The 18,919-nt window shown below is 66.4% G+C and carries 20 protein-coding genes; 7 read left to right on the plus strand and 13 right to left on the minus strand.

Annotation, left to right across the window (positions count from 1 at the left end; all coding sequences use genetic code 11):
• A partial coding sequence (locus ABNX41_RS01595) for a hypothetical protein (RefSeq protein WP_438667970.1) occupies nt 1-213 on the plus strand: 213 nt, incomplete at its 5' end.
• Nucleotides 214-329: 116 nt separating this feature from the next.
• On the opposite strand, the gene msrQ is transcribed toward ABNX41_RS01595, so the two are convergent.
• The 3 genes from msrQ to ABNX41_RS01610 all read right to left on the minus strand — a co-directional run bounded on the left by msrQ (nt 330) and on the right by ABNX41_RS01610 (nt 3,113).
• Nucleotides 330-899, minus strand: coding sequence for a protein-methionine-sulfoxide reductase heme-binding subunit MsrQ (gene msrQ / locus ABNX41_RS01600; RefSeq protein ID WP_438667971.1), 570 nt, complete (start codon nt 897-899; stop codon nt 330-332).
• A 38-nt stretch (nt 900-937) separates the two neighbouring features.
• Nucleotides 938-1,900 carry a protein-methionine-sulfoxide reductase catalytic subunit MsrP gene (gene msrP / locus ABNX41_RS01605; protein ID WP_438667972.1) on the minus strand — a complete coding sequence of 321 codons (963 nt, stop codon included), beginning with the start codon at nt 1,898-1,900 and terminating at the stop codon, nt 938-940.
• A gap of 85 nt (nt 1,901-1,985) precedes the next feature.
• On the minus strand, nt 1,986-3,113 hold the full coding sequence (locus ABNX41_RS01610) for an alpha/beta hydrolase (RefSeq protein ID WP_438667973.1): 1,128 nt from the start codon (nt 3,111-3,113) through the stop codon (nt 1,986-1,988).
• A gap of 205 nt (nt 3,114-3,318) precedes the next feature.
• On the opposite strand from ABNX41_RS01610, the gene ABNX41_RS01615 reads away from it, so the two are divergent.
• Nucleotides 3,319-4,077, plus strand: a complete 759-nt coding sequence (locus ABNX41_RS01615; protein WP_438667974.1) for an SDR family NAD(P)-dependent oxidoreductase — start codon at nt 3,319-3,321, stop codon at nt 4,075-4,077.
• A gap of 21 nt (nt 4,078-4,098) precedes the next feature.
• Here ABNX41_RS01615 and ABNX41_RS01620 read toward each other — a convergent pair whose 3' ends face one another.
• The 4 genes from ABNX41_RS01620 to ABNX41_RS01635 form a co-directional block, all read right to left on the minus strand.
• The gene (locus tag ABNX41_RS01620; protein WP_438667975.1) at nt 4,099-4,890 is read right to left on the minus strand and encodes a DUF1217 domain-containing protein; all 792 of its coding nucleotides are present in this window, start codon (nt 4,888-4,890) and stop codon (nt 4,099-4,101) included.
• Entirely contained in the window at nt 4,887-5,291 is a 405-nt protein-coding gene (gene flbT / locus ABNX41_RS01625) for a flagellar biosynthesis repressor FlbT (protein ID WP_438667976.1), read from the minus strand. Before flbT ends, ABNX41_RS01620 begins: the two co-directional genes overlap by 4 nt.
• A complete protein-coding gene (gene flaF, locus ABNX41_RS01630; RefSeq protein ID WP_438667977.1) occupies nt 5,288-5,656 on the minus strand; it encodes a flagellar biosynthesis regulator FlaF in 369 nt (122 codons plus the stop codon). The genes flbT and flaF overlap by 4 nt, the downstream gene beginning before the upstream one ends.
• A gap of 71 nt (nt 5,657-5,727) precedes the next feature.
• Nucleotides 5,728-7,254: a flagellin N-terminal helical domain-containing protein gene (locus ABNX41_RS01635; RefSeq protein WP_438667978.1), complete on the minus strand. Its 1,527-nt coding sequence runs from the start codon at nt 7,252-7,254 to the stop codon at nt 5,728-5,730.
• 327 nt (nt 7,255-7,581) lie between these two features.
• Here ABNX41_RS01635 and ABNX41_RS01640 point away from each other — a divergent pair, with 327 nt between their 5' ends.
• From ABNX41_RS01640 to ABNX41_RS01655, 4 genes are read left to right on the plus strand one after another with little or no spacing between them, the layout of a single operon-like run.
• Nucleotides 7,582-8,883: a flagellar hook protein FlgE gene (locus ABNX41_RS01640; protein WP_438667979.1), complete on the plus strand. Its 1,302-nt coding sequence runs from the start codon at nt 7,582-7,584 to the stop codon at nt 8,881-8,883.
• 12 nt (nt 8,884-8,895) lie between these two features.
• Complete coding sequence (flgK, locus tag ABNX41_RS01645; RefSeq protein WP_438667980.1) at nt 8,896-10,353, plus strand: flagellar hook-associated protein FlgK; 1,458 nt, start codon at nt 8,896-8,898, stop codon at nt 10,351-10,353.
• A 1-nt stretch (nt 10,354) separates the two neighbouring features.
• Nucleotides 10,355-11,353: a flagellin gene (locus ABNX41_RS01650; RefSeq protein WP_438667981.1), complete on the plus strand. Its 999-nt coding sequence runs from the start codon at nt 10,355-10,357 to the stop codon at nt 11,351-11,353.
• Nucleotides 11,350-12,456, plus strand: coding sequence for a flagellar basal body P-ring protein FlgI (locus tag ABNX41_RS01655; protein ID WP_438667982.1), 1,107 nt, complete (start codon nt 11,350-11,352; stop codon nt 12,454-12,456). Before ABNX41_RS01650 ends, ABNX41_RS01655 begins: the two co-directional genes overlap by 4 nt.
• Before the next feature lie 93 nt (nt 12,457-12,549).
• Here the strand turns inward: ABNX41_RS01655 and ABNX41_RS01660 are convergent, their stop codons facing one another.
• The gene (locus ABNX41_RS01660; protein ID WP_438667983.1) at nt 12,550-13,794 is read right to left on the minus strand and encodes a saccharopine dehydrogenase family protein; all 1,245 of its coding nucleotides are present in this window, start codon (nt 13,792-13,794) and stop codon (nt 12,550-12,552) included.
• Nucleotides 13,795-13,836: 42 nt separating this feature from the next.
• Complete coding sequence (locus tag ABNX41_RS01665; RefSeq protein ID WP_438667984.1) at nt 13,837-14,931, minus strand: carboxynorspermidine decarboxylase; 1,095 nt, start codon at nt 14,929-14,931, stop codon at nt 13,837-13,839.
• A 251-nt stretch (nt 14,932-15,182) separates the two neighbouring features.
• Here ABNX41_RS01665 and ABNX41_RS01670 point away from each other — a divergent pair, with 251 nt between their 5' ends.
• Nucleotides 15,183-16,418 carry a flavin-containing monooxygenase gene (locus ABNX41_RS01670; RefSeq protein WP_438667985.1) on the plus strand — a complete coding sequence of 412 codons (1,236 nt, stop codon included), beginning with the start codon at nt 15,183-15,185 and terminating at the stop codon, nt 16,416-16,418.
• On the opposite strand, the gene ABNX41_RS01675 is transcribed toward ABNX41_RS01670, so the two are convergent.
• The 4 genes from ABNX41_RS01675 to rpe all read right to left on the minus strand — a co-directional run bounded on the left by ABNX41_RS01675 (nt 16,415) and on the right by rpe (nt 18,816).
• The gene (locus ABNX41_RS01675; RefSeq protein WP_438667986.1) at nt 16,415-17,119 is read right to left on the minus strand and encodes a winged helix-turn-helix domain-containing protein; all 705 of its coding nucleotides are present in this window, start codon (nt 17,117-17,119) and stop codon (nt 16,415-16,417) included. The two genes, ABNX41_RS01670 and ABNX41_RS01675, sit on opposite strands and share 4 nt — an antisense overlap.
• Nucleotides 17,091-17,375, minus strand: a complete 285-nt coding sequence (locus tag ABNX41_RS01680) for a hypothetical protein (protein WP_438667987.1) — start codon at nt 17,373-17,375, stop codon at nt 17,091-17,093. Before ABNX41_RS01680 ends, ABNX41_RS01675 begins: the two co-directional genes overlap by 29 nt.
• Before the next feature lie 104 nt (nt 17,376-17,479).
• A complete protein-coding gene (gene gph, locus ABNX41_RS01685; protein ID WP_438667988.1) occupies nt 17,480-18,133 on the minus strand; it encodes a phosphoglycolate phosphatase in 654 nt (217 codons plus the stop codon).
• Nucleotides 18,130-18,816, minus strand: a complete 687-nt coding sequence (gene rpe / locus ABNX41_RS01690) for a ribulose-phosphate 3-epimerase (protein WP_438667989.1) — start codon at nt 18,814-18,816, stop codon at nt 18,130-18,132. Before rpe ends, gph begins: the two co-directional genes overlap by 4 nt.
• Between the last annotated feature and the right edge of the window lie 103 nt (nt 18,817-18,919).

Raw genomic sequence — 18,919 nt, forward strand, 5'->3', positions numbered from 1 at the left:
AACCTCAAGGCCGAAGCGCCCGTCACTTCCCGCCAGCACCGCGCCGCTTCCGCCGCGCTCAACCGTCCGTTCCGTTTCGGTGAGCCGGTATCTAGGCCCCACAATCAAATCCCGCAAGTGAAAAAATCGCCCGATTTCACAAATTCTTCGCAGACTGCCTCAATACTCAACAAAACAACGGTTTTTCGCGCCGATTTTTTCGCGCCCGTCTGACGCTGCACCGGGACCAAAACCGTGCCGCGCAAGAATGTTGCGCAAATCACCCCAGATCTGGCAAGCAAATTCAAGCACTTGCAGGAATCGTCCGGGAATCGGCGCCTCGGGGTGATTCACCTGGGCCGGAATCGCAGCAGGATCAGCCCGAGCACCGCCGCCAGCCACAGCCAGCCCTCGGTCGACACGATCCGCATCTGCCACAGGTAATGCGCCACCCCCAGAAGCACAGCAGGATAGGTCAGCCAGTGCAGGCGCCGCCAGGCCCGGCCCAGCCGACGGATCGAGGCATCGTTCGAGGTCAGCGCCAGGGGCAGCATCAGCGCAAGGCCCAGGATTCCCAGGAACAGATAGGGTCGCCGCAGCAGGTCCCGCCCGGCCTGGCCCCAGAGCATCCCCATATCGAGGATCAGCCAGGCCAGAAAATGCAGCGCCACATAAAGGAAGGCCAGCAGCCCGATCGCGCGGCGATGACGAAGCGCATTCACCCCCAGCCGCCGCAAGGGCGAGATCGCCAGCCCCCCGACCAGAAACCACAACCCGATCTTGCCCAGGCGATGCTCGATCTCCTTCACCGGATCGACGCCGAGCCCGCCGAAGAACACAAGCCAGACCAGCCAGGCCAGCGGCATCAGACCCAGAAGCCAGACCGACCAGCCGGGCAGCGCGCGCAGCAGTTGGTTCATTGCCCCGGCGATCCGCGCCACCGCGACCCGAGGCCCCCTCAATAGAGGGCCCGCAGGTCCATCCCGTCGTAAAGCCCGGCCACATGATCCGCGTAGCCGTTGAACATCAGCGTCTCTTGTCGACCGGCCAGAAGCCCGGCGCCGATGCGCCGCTCGGTCGCCTGCGACCAGCGGGGATGGTCCACCTCGGGGTTCACATTGGCGTAAAAGCCGTATTCCCCGGCCTGAAGCTGCTGCCATGTCGTGGGCGGCTGCTCTTCGACCAGCCTGATCTTCACGATGCTCTTGATCGACTTGAAACCGTATTTCCAGGGCACGACAAGGCGGATCGGCGCACCGTTCTGCTTGGGCATCTCCTTGCCGTAAAGCCCGGTGGCAAGGATCGTCAGCGGGTTCATCGCCTCGTCAATCCGCAAGCCCTCGCGGTAGGGCCAGCGGATCGCGGTGCGATACTGGCCTGGCATCTCGTTCGGGCGGTGCAATGTCTCGAAGGCGACATATTTCGCACCGGGCTGGACGCCCACCCGCTCCAACAGGCCCGAAAGCTGAAAGCCGATCCAGGGGATGACCATGCTCCAGGCCTCGACGCAGCGGAAGCGGTAGATCCTTTCCTCAAGCGGCTGGCCCTTCATCACATCGGCCAGATCGTAGACGCCGGGCCGCTCGACCAGCCCATCGATGGTAATCGACCACGGGTCGGTGGTCATCAGATGCGCATTGCGGGCGGGGTCGGTCTTCTCCCAGCCAAATTCGTAGAAATTGTTATAATTCGTGATCTCTTCGAATGTGTTCGGCGCCTCGTCGGTCGAAAGGGCACTTGGCGCCGCCTCGATCCGGGCGAAGGCGGGCCGCGTCAGCGCGGGCGCGGCCAGAAGCGCCGCGGCGCCCGCCATCACATCGCGGCGGCCGAGCCAGAGCCGTTCCGGCGTGACATCGGACCATTTCAGATCCGAGGTCGGATCCGGGGCGCGAGTCGTTCCTGGGCCGGGGCGGCGTGGCATTGCGACCTCATCACGGGTGGCAGCATCTGCGGAAATGCTTGCACAGCTTGCCCCGGCACGGAAGGGGCCAAGTGCCGCAGCCCGGTCAATCGCCCTCGGCCAAGACCTCGACCGGCGTCAGCACGATTTCGGTGGCGCGGCGCATGGTCAGGACCACGCCAGGCAGCAGCCCGACCCGCGCGTCGCCCTCGGCCCGGAAGGCCGCGTCGATATTGGCAATCCCGCCAAGCAGTTGCAGCAGCGCCGGAGAGGTTCCCAGGTTGAAATGCCCGCTTCCCTGATTGTAGGCCGCCGTATCCAGATAGACGACCTCCAGATCGGCCAGCGGCGCGAGATCCTTCAGGTTGCCCAGCCGGTCCAGCCGCCCGGCAAGGCGCGACGACAGGCCCAGGACGGAATCGCGGCTGGAGCCGAAGATCAGGAAGGGCTGCGGTAGCCGACCGATCGCGGCCGCCTGCGAGTGGAACAGATCCACGTCCAGATCGGGCGAGATCAGGACCACGCCGCCGATCCGCTCCATCACGCCGCGGCGGCCGCGAATCGCCGTCTGGCGCAGGGTCTCCATCGCGACGACGCTGCCCATGGAATGCGCGACGATCAGGATCCGCTGCGCGCCGGCATCGGCGACCTGCTGCATCAGATCCTCCAGCCCGTCGCGTCCGAACAGGGCGGAATCCCGGTCATAGACATATCCCAGCGCCGATCCCCGCGAAGGCCAGGCGTAATGCACCGCCACGCCGGGCACCTTCAGGTCGGAATGCATCTGGGCCACCCGATAGACGCTTTCGGCCAGGGTGTTGTTGTAGCCATGGACATAGATCACGATGTCGCGCTGATCACGCCGGTCCATCGCGCTGCGAAGATCCTTGCGGAATTCGGCGGGATCCTCGAATTCGCGGTCGGCGAGGGTCAGGAAATCGGTCTGCGGATTGGCCCGGGCCGGGGTCTTGGGCCATTTCAACTGGCCCGGCTCGCGATCGAAGGGCACGAAGACGTCATAGCGCAGAAAGCTTGGCGCACCAGCGCGCAGGAAGCCGTAATCGCCGTCCTCATCCTTCTGGCGCGAGGTTCCGACGAAGATCGTCTCGCGGATGCCGAGTTGCGGGGCAAGCGCGGCCTTCTCTTCCGACAATTCGTCCAGCCGCATGAACTCGCCCCGGGGCGCGCAGGCGATCAGCGACAATGTCAGAAGAAGGGCAACCAGAAACCGCATGGGGATTGCTTCGCGTCCCTTTTCGCTCCGGTCAAGCCCGGTCGAGGCCCTGCAACGGGGGATCGGCAGGTTTCGTGCCCGAATAACATCTGATCGTGATGTCGGATCCGTGTCGCGGCGGCATCGGCAAGGCGACATTTCCGCGTGACCTTGCGTAAACCAGCGCCTATCCCGGGGCATGATCGGATCATGCTGGAGAATCGCGATGCCATCCCCTCTTCTCGGCCAGCGCGCCCTGGTCACCGGCGGCGCAAGGGGGATCGGCCTTGCGGCGGTCCGGGCGCTGGCCGCCCTCGGGGCCGAGGTGACCTTCACCGCCCGCACCCCCGAAAGCCGCGATGCCGCGCTGCGCGAGATCGGGGCCGAGGCGGCGGACCGGGTCTCGGGCGTGATCTGCGACATCACCGACCGCGCCCGGCTGGCCGAAGCGATCGCCCCCGGCTTCGACGTCCTGGTCAACAATGCCGCCGTCGTGACCCCCATCGGCCGGATCACCGATCTGTCGACCGAGGCTTTCGCCCAGGCCATCGAAACCAATCTGATCGCGCAGTTCGACGCGATCCGGCTGGCGCTGCCTGCGATGCTGTCGAGGGGGCGGGGCACGATCATCAATATCTCCTCGGGCGCCGGGCATCGCCCGCAAGAGGGCTGGTCGGCCTATTGCGCCGGGAAGGCCGGGCTGGCCATGCTGACCCGGTCGGTCCATCTGGAATATGGCGCGGACGGGATCCGGGTCTTCGGCATCGCGCCGGGGGTCGTGGATACCGGAATGCAGGGGGTCATCCGTGCCTCGGGCATCAATCCGGTCTCGCAACTGCCGCGCAGCGCGCTCGCCCCCGCCGAGCAGCCGGGGCAGGCGGTGGCCTGGCTGTGCACTCCCGCCGCCGATGCGCTGCTCGGGCAGGAGCTGGACATTCGCGCGCCGGATCTGCGCGAGGCCGTCGGCCTGCCGCCACTGGCCTGAGGGCGGGCCGCAAGACCCGGTTCAGCGCCTTTGCAACAGCATCAGCGCGGTATTCGCGGAAGAATAAGAGGCACCCGAACTCTGCATATCGGCGCGGATGACATAGCTGCGCAGCAGCTTTTCCATCCGCTCGGGATCGGAGAGCTGGCTGACGCTGTCGCTGCCCAGGACGCTGTTCGCCCTGGTCTTCATCACCTGCAACTGACGGTCGATATCCATCTGGCCAAAGCCGGTGGGCAGGCCGAAAGCGGTTTCGAACACGATCCGCAACGGCTTGTTGCCCAGAATGCCGAACCATTTCGCATTCTCGCTGCTGTCCGATGTGGTCAGATCCTCCAGCTCGCGCTGCGCATTCAGCGCCAGCCGCATTGTCTCGCTTTGCGCCCCCACGGCGGTTTCGAACCGCCTGGTCGCGTGAAGCGACAGGATCCCGTCGGCAAACCCCTTCTCGGCACTGGCGGGCACGGCGCCGGAAAAGTCGAACGCCTTGACGAAAGCCAGATAGCGCTTGTCGGCCAGGCGGTTGGCCAGGGCCTTCCCATCCTCCGTGCCGCCTTCGAGCAGTTTGCGCACGAAGGCGCCAGAGTTGACGTCACCCTCAAGCCCGAAGGCGGTCAGCGCCACCCGCAGCAGGCGACGGTCCGAGACCAGATCCTCGGCACTGGTCACCTTGGCAATATTGTCGCGGAAATAGGCCTCTTCGCGATTGCTGGCGGCGCTGGCCTGAAACGCGGTCTGCTGCTGCGCTATCGTGCGTTGCAGGAAGGTCCAGCCGGCATAGCCGCCGAAGGGGATCACCGGCTGAAAGCTCATCCCCGGCCCGCCGAGAACAGGCGGTCCTCCCGTGGCAGAAGCAAACGCAGGGCTTTCAGCGCCTGGTAATACTGCCCCTCCAGCACCGAGGCGCTGGCCCCGGCCAGAAGGCGGCGACTGTCGGGATCGGTCAAGGCCTGGCTGAGCTGCTCGATTCCGCGCAGAAGCTGATGCCGGGTGTCCGCCGCCCCCGCATCGCCCGACAGCACGAGCTGGGCAATATAACACAGGCGCCGCACCGGCGTATTGGCCGTTTCGGGATGGATCGCATCACGCAGGCGCAGGATATTCGCCCCCGGCGTCATCACCGCCAGTTTCGAGCGCCGGTCGCCATTCTCGATCACGGCGCCATTGATCAGAACCCGCTCATGCGGGCCCAGCTTCAGAACCAGCCCGCTCATGGCGCCGCCTCGCCACGCAGGCCGCGCAGAACCGCCTTGTTGATGTCGATCAGGACATCGGCCGCCCCGCTGCCTGCACGCAGCTTCTCGGAATGCGCGACCGTGAAACGATAGAGATAGAAAAGCCGCGCCCGCAGCGCCTGGGGCAGGCCGTTGCCCGGCTCGGCCACATCGGAGGCCAGGGTGGACCAGAGCCTTTCGTTGTTGAACAGCGCCTCCAGAAAGGCGGGATGGTCGATCTCGCGGCGGGGAATCGCGGCGGCGAGCCGTTGCGTGACCCGGGCGATCACCTCGTATTCGGTATCGCGGGCAGAGCGGAAGGGGGCGGCGGGCCGGGCATAGGCAGAAGCGGTCTGGGGTGTCATCTGTTAGGGTTCCGGTGCAAGGGGGGATCAATTCGGAATGACCGGGGCCCGAAGGCCCCGGCCGCCTTGCCTTATCGGAACAGCGCCAGCAGGTTCTGCGGTTGCTGGTTGGCGATGGACAGCGCCTGGATGCCCAACTGCTGTTGCACCTGAAGCGCCTGAAGACGGGCCGAAGCCTCTTCCATATCTGCGTCGACCAGGGTGCCGATCCCCGCCGTCATCGCATCGCTGAGCGCCGAGACGAAGCCGCGCTGCGTATCGATCCGGTTCTGCGCCGAACCGAATTCGGCCGCCGAATCGATGGCGGTGTTGATCATCGTCTCGATATTGTCGAGCGCGGCGCGTGCACCCTGATCCGTGGTCACATCGATCGAATCGAGCCCGAACAGACCGCCCGAAGCCGTCCCGCCTGCGTTGCCCGAGCGGGAAAGCGCAAAGCTGGCGGCCGAGGTGCCGTCGTTGTCGATGCTCAGCGTCCAGGCGCCGGTCGTGGCATCCTGGCTCACCTTGGTGGTGATGCCTTCCGGCGCGGTCGAATCGATTGCGATCTTCAACCCGTTGGCAACGTCCTTCATCGTCTCGCCCTTGCCGGCGACATAGCTGTAGGAATTGGTGCCGACGGTGACCCGGTAGCTGTCGCCGTCATTCACCGCCGCAACGGTCGAGAATGCGATCTGTTCGGCGCGCTGGCTGATGGTGGCCGAGGTCGGCGAGGCCGGGGCCGCGCCGTTCACGTTGGTGATGGTCAGGCCGCCCGCTGCGGCCCCTTCGACCACCTGGACCGCCAGCCCCTCGAAGGCGCGGGTCGAAGTGACGGTCAGGACACCGGCGGCGACCGAAGCCGTCACGCCTTCAAGCCCGAGCGCATTGATCGCGCCCGAGAAATAATCCGCAACCGCGGTGTTCGCGGTCGCGTCGGCGGCGGCCATATAGGTCAGCTCCGTCCCCGCGATGGTGATCGAGGCGGTTTCATTCTCGTCCCAGACGCCGGTGAAGGTCAGGGCCGCGCTCTTCCCCGTCTCGGAAACCGCCGTCGCGGCATTGAGCACGGTCAGGTTGGGATCGAGGGAAGTTCCGGTGCCGAAGACACCCGCGCCCGTGGTCATGTCCTGGCGCGCGATCGTGATCTCGGAAACCGAAACCCCCGCGCCCGAACGATCGAGCGAGGCGAGGAAGTTCACGTCTTCGGTGCCCGAGACCATGTTCAGCCCGCTGAACTGCGCCGCGCTGACGATGCCCGCGATCTGGTCGCGCAGAACCTGCACGTCGGTCTGCAGCTTTCCGCGGTCGATGTTCTCGCCCTGGGCGGCGACGATCTTGCCCTTCATCTGGGTCAGAAGATCGGTGATGGTCTCGGTCGCCTCGCGGGCGACGGTCAGGGTCGAGGAGCCCAGCGAAAGGCTGTCCGAGATGCCCTTGAAGCCCTTCACATCGGATTCCATCACCTTCGAGATGGCCCAGACGGCGGCATTGTCGCGCGCGGTGGCGATGGTCTTTCCGGTCGAAATCTCGCTCTGCACCGTGTTCAGGCTGGAGTTGATGTTCTTCAAGGTCTGAAGCGCGACGAGCGAGGAGGTATTCGTCAGAATGGACGTCATGGATCGGTTCCTTGTTCGGCCCCGTCGCTTTGCGCGGGGAGGACACCGCCCCGGAGGGGGGACGGCTGTTCCGGCCTTTCTGCCAATGCCGGGCCTTGCGATCCGCGGCGCCACCCCGTGATTGGGATGCCCGGAAAGAATGCGGCGCCAGACTTACCAAAGCGTGAACGCCCCGATGACCGGGCCGCCCGTAATGCCGGGCATTTGAAGGATCGGCCCCGGACCACGCCACCCGGCCGAAATGTTTCGAATTCTATGGATTAGAGGAATCTTAGCATCCGTCGCGGAATCTGGTGCCACGGCCGACGCAGCAGAAAGGTGCCTTCGATGTCCATTACCTCCGCGATGAATGCCGGCGTATCCGGCCTGACCGCCAATGCGACCCGACTGGGAACGATCTCCGACAATATCGCGAATTCCGGCACCTATGGCTACAAGCGCGCGGTGACCGAATTCGCCAGCCTGGTCGTCACCGGCGAAAGCGGGGCGGCCTTCTATTCGGCCGGCGGCGTGCGCGCCACCTCGCTGCGCCTTGTCGAAGAGCGGGGGGGGCTGATCGGCACCTCGAATCCGCTGGATCTGGCGATATCGGGGCGGGGGATGTTGCCGGTCACTTCCGCGGCCGGGCTGGACGGCGGCTCGACCTCGATGATGCTCACGCGCTCGGGCGCCTTCCGCATGGATGCCGACGGCGTGGTCAGGACCGAGACCGGGCTGGTCCTCATGGGATGGCCCGCGGCGGCGGACGGCTCGATCCCGGTCATGCCGCGCGACGCTGCGGACGGGCTGGTGCCGGTGGTCATCAACGCCAACCAGCCCATCGGCAACCCGTCCACCCGGGTCGGGCTGGGCCTGAACCTGCCCGCCGATGCCACCGCCGCGGGCGCCGCGGGCGACATCCTGCCGCTGGCGGTCGAATATTTCGGCAATCTCGGCACTTCCGAGACATTGGACCTGAGCCTCACACCCACGGTGCCCGGGACCGGATCCTCGAACCAATGGACGATGGAGATCCGCGATTCGGCCTCCGGTGGCGCGGTGATCGGGGAATATGTCCTGACCTTCGACGACACCCGTGGCGCGGGCGGCACGCTGCTTTCGGTGACGGAGGTTTCCGGCGGGGCCTATGATCCGGCGACCGGATCGATCGCCCTGACCGTGGCCGGCGGCCCGCTCGCCATGACGATCGGCCGCCCGGGCGAGACGGGCGGGATCAGCCAGTTGTCCGCCCCCTTCGCCCCCAACGATGTAACGAAGGACGGCGCCCCGGTCGGGGTGCTGAGCGCGCTGGAATTCGACCGGAAGGGCAATCTGATCGCCACCTATGACAGCGGCTTCACGCGAAGGCTGTTCCAGATCCCCATCGTCGACGTGCCCAACCCCAACGGGCTGACGGCGGTCAACGACCAGGCCTTCTCGGTCTCGAACAAATCCGGCGCCTTCTATCTTTGGAATGCCGGGGAAGGGCCGACCGGCACGCTTGAGGGCTTCGCCCGAGAGGCCTCCACCACCGATGTCGCGGCGGAACTCACTGCGCTGATCCAGACCCAGCGGGCCTATTCCTCGAACGCCAAGGTGATCCAGACCGTGGACGAGATGCTTCAGGAAACCACCAATATCAAACGTTAGGAGGATGGTTGAATGAGCATTTCCTCTGCCTTCGCCAGCGCCCTGAGCGGGCTTTCCGCCTCGGCGCGCCAGGCCGAGACGCTTTCGTCGAACGTGGCCAATGCGACCACGCCGGGCTATGTCCGGCGCGAGGTGATCCTGACCGCGAACCATCTCGGCAATGGCGGGCAGGGGGTTCTCGTCAGCGGAATCACCCGCAATCTCGACCTGTTTCTTCTGAACGACCGCCGCACCGCCCTGGCCGAAGCCGCCGCAAGCGGGGCCGAGGCCGGGTTTCTCTCGCGGCTCGAATCAGTCCTGGGCGACACCGAGGATCCCGCCGCGCTGGTCAATCGCATCAATGCGCTGGACGAGGCGCTGGTCTCGGCCGCCTCGCGCCCGGAATCCGAGGCGCGGCTGACCGCCGCCGTCACCGCGGCCTCCGAACTTGCCGATGCGCTGAACGCCGCCAGCCGGGCGATCCAGGTCGAGCGCCAGGTGGCGGACCGTTCCATAGGTTTCGCGGTGGAGCGGCTGAACGCCTCGCTCCTCCAGGTCGAGGATCTCAACAGCCGGATCATGGCCACCCAGGCCTCCGGCCGCGATGCCTCGGCGCTGATGGATGAGCGCGCGCGGATCGTCGACACCATCGCGGATCTGATCCCGCTGCGCGAAGTCGATCGGGGCCAGGGCCGGATCGCGCTGATCTCGGCCGGGGGGGCGGTGCTGCTGGATGGCAAGGCGGCGCAGTTCGACTTCACCAGCACCCCGACGATCACGCCCGAGATGACGGTCGCGAGCGGCGGCCTCTCCGGCCTGACCCTGAACGGACGCCCGGCGGCGACTTCGGGGCCCGGCGCGCTTCTCGCGGGCGGCGAGCTGGCGGCGCTGTTCTCGATCCGCGACAGCCTGGCCGTCGAGGGCCAGGCCCGGCTCGACGCGCTCGGCCAGGACCTGGTGGAGCGGTTCTCGGCCGCCGGGGTCGATCCGACCTTGCCTGCGGGCGCGCCGGGTCTCTTCACCGATCAGGGCGGATCCTTCGACCCCCTGCTGGCAACCGGGCTCGCCGCGCGGATCCGGATCAATGCCGCCGTGGACCCGGCGGCGGGCGGATCGGTCCTGCGGCTGCGCGACGGTCTCGGGGCGACGCTCGTCGGGCCCGAGGGCGACGCGACAAGGCTCAACGCGCTTGTCGCCGCAATGGACAGCCCGCTGGCCACGACCGCTCCGGGGCTCGGCCCGGTCGGGCGCAGCCTGTCCGGTCTGGCGGCCGATCTGCTGTCGCTGACCTCGGTGCAGCGCCTGTCCTCAGAAAGCAAACAATCGTTCACCATGGCGCGCCTGACCGCGCTCACCGATCTTGAATCGAAGCGGGGCGTCGACCTCGACGCCGAACTGCAATCGCTTCTCGTCCTGGAAAAGACCTATGCCGCCAATGCCCGCGTGCTTTCGGCCCTGGATGAGATGCTGGCCACATTGATCGGAATATAACATGAGCACCATCGGCATTTCGCCCTTTCTGACGCCCGCGCTGCTGCGGCAGGGCGCTGCGCTGCGCAGCGGGCTGGAACAGGCAACTTCTGAACTGGCCAGCGCAAGGCACAACGACACCGGCGCGGCGCTTTCGGGGGATTTCACCGCGCTCGCCGGGATCGACGCCGCCCGGGCCAGGATCCGGGGCCATACCACCGCCATGACCGAAGCGAGGTTGCTTTCCGACGGCATGCAGGCCGCTTTGGGCGTGATCGCCGAGGCGGCGGAATCGCTCGCCGCCAATATCACCACGACCGCGGTGACACATGATCCTTTGCAGGTGAACATGATGGCGGGTCAGGGGCGGCAGTCTTTCGAGACCGTGGTGAACACGCTCAACACCAGCGTCGCAGAACGGGCGCTGTTCGGCGGGGTCATCTCTTCAAACGCGCCGCTGCCGGATGCGGATGTGCTGTTGACCGCGCTGGAAGCCGCCACTTCCGGCGCGACCACCGCCGAGGATGCGATGCAGGCGATCGAGGACTGGTTCGCCGCGCCCACCGGCTATGCCGCGCTCTACGGCGGCGGGGCGTCGCGCGCGCCGATCTCGATTGCCGAAGGGGAATCGGTGGATCTGGGGCTGACCGCGCTCGATCCCGCATTGCGCGACACGCTGAGCGCGCTGGCCGGGGTCGCCCTTCTCGACAGGGGCCTTCTGGGCGGCAATGACGCGGCGCGCAGCAGCCTTGTCCTCAAGGCCGGGGAGAGCATCTTCGCCGGGGCCGAGGCACGGTCGCTGATATCCTCCCGCCTCGGCATCGCGCAGGAACGGATCGCGGTGGCGCAAAGCCGCAACAGCGCCGAGGATCACAGCCTGCAACGGGCGCGCGTCGAACTGACCGAGGCCGACCCTTATGAAGTCGCGGCCCGGCTCAAGGATTTCGAAGCGCGGCTGGAGGCGTTCTACACCGTCATCTCGCGGATCTCGCAGCTTTCGCTGACCGGATTCCTCAGATGATCGGGCGGATTTTGACCATCCTGTCGCTGGCCCTGGCCCTGATCGCCGGACCGGGCCGGGCCGAGCCCGTGCGGCTGAAGGATCTGGTCGAGGTCGACGGCGTGCGGGGCAACGACCTGGTGGGCTACGGCCTCGTGGTCGGGCTGAACGGCACCGGCGACGGCATCCGCAATTCGCCCTTCACCGAAGAGATCATGGCCAATCTGCTGGAACGCCTGGGCGTCAATGTCGCGGGTGAGGATTACCGGCCCCGAAACGTCGCGGCGGTCTTCGTCACCGCCACGCTGCCGCCGTTTTCGCGCGCCGGGGCAAGGATCGACGTGACCGTCTCGGCCATCGGCGATGCCAAAAGCCTTCTGGGCGGGACGCTGGTGATGACGCCGCTCAACGGGGCCGACGGGCAGATCTACGCCGTGGCCCAGGGCACGGTGATCGCGGGCGGCATCCTTGCCGAAGCGGATGCCGCGCGGGTGGTGCAGGGCGTGCCGACCGCGGGCACGATCCCTTCGGGCGCACGGGTGGAACGTGAGGTGCCTTTCGATTTCTCGCAGGTCTCGTCGCTTCGCCTCGCGCTGAAGGTTCCCGATTTCACCACCGCCGCCCGGATCGAACGCGTGATCAACGCCGAGCTGGGCGCCCGCAGCGCCGTCATGCTGGATGCGGGAACGGTCTCGCTGGACCTCGGCCGCAGCGGCATGTCCTCGCCGGCCCATGTCCTCGCCCGGATCGAGGGGCTGAGCGTCCAGCCCGAAACCCGCGCCCGCGTGGTGGTGGATCAAAGGTCGGGCACCATCGTCATGGGCGCGGATGTGCGGATCAGCCGGGTCGCCGTCGCCCAGGGCAACCTGACCCTGCGCATCGAAGAAGCGCCCCTGGTCGCCCAGCCCAACCCGTTCTCGCCGGGGGAAACCGTCGTCGTCCCGCGCTCGAACGCCGAAATCATCACCGAGGGCACCGGGCTGGCCGAAGTGCCGGGCGGCGCCAATCTCTCGGAAGTCGTCGCGGGGCTGAACGCGCTCGGCGTCGGGCCGCATGACATGATCGACATCCTGAAAAGCATCAATGCGGCGGGTGCGCTTCATGCCGAATTCGTCATCCAGTAGCCGGATTCGCCGGGGCAGGGCCCCGGCAAATCCTGCCGCGCCAAGGATCGGGCGCGGCAGGCAGGGGCTCAAGGCCGCTCGGCCCATGCCATTTCAGAACGCAAGTTCACGATCGCCGTTTTCATCGATAATCCGCGACGGCAGGCCCATCGTGTTCAGCAGATTGATGAAGGGCTTCGGATCAAGCTCTTCGGCATTGACCATCCGGCCGACATCCCAGGTACCCTCCGCGATCAGGATCGCCGCCGCGACCGGCGGCACGCCGGCGGTGTAGGAGATGCCCTGGCTGCCGACCTCTTCGAAGGCTTCCTTGTGATCGGCGACATTGTAGATGGTCAGTTCGACCGGCTTGCCGTCCTTCTCGCCGCGCACCACATCGGCGATGCAGGTCTTGCCGGTATAGCCGGGCGCCAGGCTCGCCGGATCGGGCAGGACCGCCTTCACCACCTTGAGCGGGACGACCTCCTGCCCCTCGGCGGTCTTGACCGGCTGTTCGGACAGCAGCCCGAGGTTCTTCAACACCGTGAAGACATTGATATAGTGATCGCCGAAGCCCATCCAGAACCGCACATCGGCCTCGGGGTAGCGGGCGGAAAGCGAATGCACCTCGTCATGGCCGGTCAGATAGGCCTTCTGCGCGCCCACCACGGGAAGCGTCCAGGTCTTGCCCACCTCGAACATCCGGTTCGACTGCCAGGCGCCTTGCTGCCAGGAATAGACCGTGCCGGTGAATTCGCGGAAATTGATCTCGGGGTCGAAATTGGTGGCGAAATATTTGCCATGCGAGCCCGCATTGATATCGACGATATCGATCGAGGTCACCCGGTCGAGCATTTCTTCCGCCACCCGCGCCCAGACATTCACCACGCCGGGATCGAAGCCGATGCCGAGGATCGCGGTCACGCCCGCCTTCTCGCAGGCCTCGCGCCGCTTCCATTCGTAGTTTCCATACCAGGGCGGCGTTTCGCAGATCTTGGCGGGGTCTTCGTGGATCGCGGTGTCCATATAGGCGGCGCCGGTCTCGATACAGGCCTCCAGCACATAGATGTTCACGAAGGCCGAGCCGACATTGATCACGATCCCGGCGCCGGTCTTGCGGATCAGGGCCGCCACCGCCGCGGTGTCGGTGGCATCCACGGCATGGGCCTCGAAGACGCCGGGCTGCTTCATCGCGGATTTTTCATGCACGCTGGCGATGATCGCCTCGCATTTGGCGCGGGTGCGGCTGGCGATATGCAGATCCCCCAGCCTGTCGTTGGCTTGCGCGCATTTATGCGCCACCACCTGCGCCACGCCTCCGGCGCCGATGATCAGGACATTCTTCTTGGGGAAACTCATGGGAAACCGCCTCCTCTGGCTTGCGGGGAAGGGGGGACTGCCTCAGCCGAGGCTGTCCCGGTAATCGGCATAGCCGAATTCGCGCGCGACGGTCATCGAACCGTCCAGTTCCTTGACGACGATCGAGGGCATCTTCACGCCGTTGAACCAGTTCTTCTTGACCATCGTATAGCCCGCCGCATCGGGGATCGAGATGCGGTCGCCGATGCGCAGCGGGGCGTCGAAGCCGAATTCGCCGAAAATATCGCCGGCAAGGCAGGATTTGCCGCAGATCATGAAGCGGTGCGGGCCGGTGTCTTCCAGGCGGGCGCTTTCGCGATAGATCAGCAGGTCGAGCATATGCGCCTCGACCGAACTGTCGACGATGGCCAGGTCCCTGCCGTTCGACAGGACATCCAGCACCGTGACCTCAAGGCTGGTGGTGTTGGTGATCGAGGCCTCGCCCGGCTCCAGATAGACCTGCACCTCGAACCGATCCTGGAAGATGCGCAGCCTTTGCGCCAGATCGGCCAGCGGATAGCCCTCGCCGGTGAAATGGATGCCGCCGCCCAGCGACACCCAGTCGAGGCGGCGCAGAAGCGGGCCGAATTCCTCTTCGATCCGGGCAAGCTGCCGGTCGAACAGCGAGAAATCGTCATTCTCGCAATTGTAATGGATCATGAAGCCCGAGATCCGCTCCATCACCCGGGCGATCTTCGCCGCATCCCATTCCCCCAGCCGCGAGAACGGCCGCGCCGGATCGGCCAGGTCGAAGCCGCTGGTCGAGAACCGCGGGTTCAGCCGCAAGCCGCGCGCGATCCCGGCCGACTGGTTGTCGAACCGCTCCAACTGGCTGATCGAGTTGAAGATCATCTTGTCGGCGTAGCCCACCGCCTCTTCGATCTCGTGATCGGCCCAGCCGACCGAATAGGCATGGGTCTCGCCACCGAATTTCTCGCGCCCGAGGCGAAGCTCGTAAAGCGAGGATGAGGTGGTGCCGTCCATATGCTGTCGCATCTGGTCGAACACCGGCCAGGTGGCGAAACATTTCAGCGCAAGCAGGGTCTTGGCGCCCGAGGTCGCGCGCAGTTCCTCCATGATGGCCATGTTGCGCGCCAGTTTCGCGCGGTCGATCAGGTAGAACGGCGTCTGGATCATCAGGATCATCCCCAAGGGCGGCGAAAGGGACCGGAAGCGGTCCATGTATGGCCGCCCCCCCCCCTGTGCAAGCGGGAATGACGCGACCGTGTTACAGCGGTGTGAAACATCCGTGTTGATTAGCTAACTCCTATCCTGATGGAAAAGAGAAATACATTTCTCCGAAGTTGCGCAGGCCCTAGACCGAAGGCCACGGCCCCCGGGCGGAACCCGCGCCAGAAGCGCCCAGGCCAGAAACGAAGGAGGTCGCCATGCCATTGGAAAAGGTCAAGACCCTGATCATCGGCGGCGGCCAGGCCGGCCTTGCGATGAGCGCGCATCTGCGCAAGCGGGGTCGCCCGCATCTGGTGCTCGAACGCGACCGCATCGCGGAACGCTGGCGGACCGCACGCTGGGATTCGCTGGTGGCCAATGGCCCGGCCTGGCATGACCGCTTCCCCGATCTGGAATTCGACGACATCCCGCCCGGCAGCTTTGCCCACAAGGACCGGATCGTGCGCTATTTCGAGACCTTCGCCCGGCAGATCGAGGCGCCGGTCCGAACCGGGGTCGAGGTGGTGCGGCTGGGCCCCGCCGACGCGGGTTTTCTGGCCGAGACCAGACAGGGCGGCACGATCGAAGCGCGGAACGTGGTCGTCGCCACCGGCCCGTTCCAGCGCCCGCTCTTGCCCGGGGTGATCCCCGCGGCGGCCGGTCTGCACCAGATCCATTCCAGCGACTATCGCAACCCCGGCCAACTGCCGGAAGGCGCGGTGCTGGTCGTCGGCGCGGGATCGTCCGGCACCCAGATCGCGGATGAGATCCTGCGCGCGGGCCGCAAGGTGTTTCTGGCCATCGGACCACACGACCGCCCGCCGATCCGCTATCGCGGCAAGGATTTCTGCTGGTGGCTGGGCCAGTTGGGCAAATGGAACATGAAGACGCCCGGGCCGGGGACCGAACATGTCACCATCGCGGTTTCCGGCGCCCATGGCGGAAGGACGGTGGATTTCCGCGAACTGGCCGCGCGGGGCATGGTTCTGCTTGGCCGGACGGGCGGCTTTGCTGACGGCATCCTGGCCATCGCGCCGGACCTGGCCGAGAATATCGCAAGGGGCGATGCCAGCTATCTTTCCATCCTGGACGAGGCCGATGCCTTCGCCGAGGCGAACGGGCTCGACCTGCCGCCCGAGCCCGGGGCGCGGCAGATCCCCCAGAACCCGGCCTGCGTGACGGACCCGGTCCTGTCGCTCGACCTGCGGTCCGAGGGGATCGGGTCGGTGATCTGGGCCACCGGCTATGCGCTGGACCATGGCTGGATCGCGCTGGACGCCTTCGACGAAAAGGGCCGCCCCGATCATCTGGGCGGCGTGTCCCGGAAAGTGCCGGGGCTGTATTTCCTTGGCCTGCCCTGGCTGACGCGGCGGGCCTCGCCCTTCATCTGGGGGGTCTGGCACGATGCCGAGGGGCTGGCCGCGCATATCGCGACGCAGCCGCCCGCGCCCTAGATCATCCGTATCGTCTCTTTGCCGACCGCCAGCATATAGCCGCGCCGGGCGATGGTCTTGACCAGCAACTCGCTCACAAGCTGGTTCCCCAGGCTGTCGCGCAGCCGCTTGATCCGCGTGGCGCCGGCGGCCTCGTCGCAATCGGCCTCGTTGCGGCCCGAGATCACCGCCTCGATCTGGGCGCCGGTCAGGACGTCGTCGTCCAGCCGCGCCTCGGCCAGAACGCTCAGCGTCTCAAGCGCGGCCTCGGTCAGCGAGAATTCCAGGTCGTTGATATAGACCGCCCGCGCCTCGCGCGAGATCATCAGGCTGGCGACCTGGATCCCCGAGCGCTGGATCGCCGAAATCCGGCGGTTCAGGACGATGATCGTGACCAGAAAGACCAGCGCGGCGATCAGAAGCGCGGTGGAAAACACCAGCAGAACGAAGATCACCATGCGATAGCTGACCAGCACCTCGGAAAAGGTGGTGCCGGACTGGGCGAGGATCTCAAGCAGCCGGATCTCGGCGCCCGAGCGCAATTCGTCGTTCTCGACGAACAGGCGCTCCACCCGGGCGTTGAATGCATTGGCGTCGGGCAGGCTCAGGAACAGGAACAGCGCGGCGGCCAGCAGGATCAGCACGATGGCGGCGATGCCGCCGGTGACCACGCGGTTTCCCTGTTTCAGGCTGTCAGTAACGGAGGAAATAGGCCCCGGCACTTCCCTTCCTTTCGGCAAGACCCTCGGGCCCGAAGGTGCCGAGAACATTGAGCAGCGTCCAGCCCTGCGCCCGCAGCCGCGCGGCGATCTCACCGGCGGCGGCACCCGGGCTGCAATTGGCGTCCGAGACCCGAGCCACCCCGTAATGGAGTTGCAGCGGATCGTCCTTCTTGGCCTTGTAATCGGCATAGCATTCCGCCGCGGCCGGTCCGGCAAGGACCAGAAGCAGGGCGGCGGCGATCATCGTCTTGGTCATGGCCCGGTTCCCTCGTCTGGCGGGGGTTGCTCGACAGCGGCAATCTGCGCCTCCGGGCCCGGATATTCAATATCGCAGCGGCCCGACGGCCAGGTTATCCGATATCAGCCGTCTTTCGCGGCGGCGGCGACCAGATCGGGCAGGGCGTCGAAATGCTCGAAGGCCGCAAGATGCGGCAGCGCCTCGACCGGCGATTTGCGGTAGCCCTCGGTGTAAAGCAGGAAGGGCGCGTCCGCCCGCCGCGCGGTCTCGGCATCGACCTCGCTGTCGCCGACGAAGATCGAGGCGCCGCCGATTTCCGCCATCGCGGTCAGAAGCGGCGCCGGATCTGGTTTCAGCACCGCAAGCCGCCCGCCGCCGAGAACCACGTCGAAGAGGGGCGAAAGGCCAAGCTGGTCGAGGATCTGTCGCGCCGCCGGTTCGGGCTTGTTGGTGCAGATCCCCAGCCGGTGGCCACGGGCGCGCAAAGCCTCCAGCGCCGGGACGACGCCGGGATAGATCCGCGTCCTGGACGCGCCATCGGCCTGATAGGCCGCCAGGACGGCGGCGGTCAGCCGGGGGTGTTCCGTCGTCGCCAGGCCGCGCGCCGCCATGGCGCGGGCGACCAGATCGGCGATGCCCTTGCCGACGAAGGATGTCACCTCGGCCAGATCGAAGGGCGCCTGCGCCTCTGCCGCCAGAACGCGGTTCAGCGCGGCGGCGATATCCGGGACGGAGTCGATCAGCGTGCCGTCGAGATCGAAGAGGACGGGTTTCAAAGCGCCGCCTCGGCCGCGGCGCGGATGGCGCGGATATTCTTGCCGTAAGGCGCGGGATCGCGGGCCGAGCCGCCCTTGAACACCGCCGAGCCCGCCACCAGCACATCGGCCCCCGCCGCCGCGACCAGCGGCGCGGTCTCGGCCGTCACCCCGCCGTCGATCTCGATATGCACCGGGCGGTCGCCGATCATGCTGCGCAGGCGGCGGATCTTCGCGGTCATGTCGATGAATTTCTGCCCGCCGAAACCGGGGTTCACCGTCATGACGCAGACCAGATCGACCAGGTCGAGCAGGTTCTCCACCCCGTCGAGCCCGGTTCCCGGGTTCAGCGCCAGCCCCGCCTTCGCCCCCGCGCCCCGGATCGCCTGAAGCGTGCGGTGGATATGCGGTCCGGCCTCAAGATGGGCGGTGATGATATCGGCACCGGCACCGGCGAAGGCCTCGATATAGGGATCGACCGGGGCGATCATCAGATGGACGTCCATCACCCCCTTGATATGCGGCCGGATCGCGGCGCAGGTCGTGGCGCCGAAGCTGATATTGGGCACGAAATGGCCGTCCATCACATCGACATGGATCCAGTCGGCCCCCTGCGCCTCGACCGCCGCGCATTCGGCGCCGAAATCCGCGAAATCGGCGGCGAGGATCGAAGGGGCGATCTTGATGGCGCGGGAGAAGGTCATGGCTTGTCCTGATTGCGGCATGGGATGGCGTCGAGATAACGGCGATCGGGGCGCGCCGCCAGAGCGCAGGCCGGAAAGCTGCGCCTCCGGCGGCGATATTTTC

The organism is Pseudogemmobacter sonorensis, assembly GCF_042762395.1.
In the GTDB taxonomy this organism is placed as follows: Bacteria; Pseudomonadota; Alphaproteobacteria; order Rhodobacterales; family Rhodobacteraceae; genus Pseudogemmobacter; species Pseudogemmobacter sonorensis.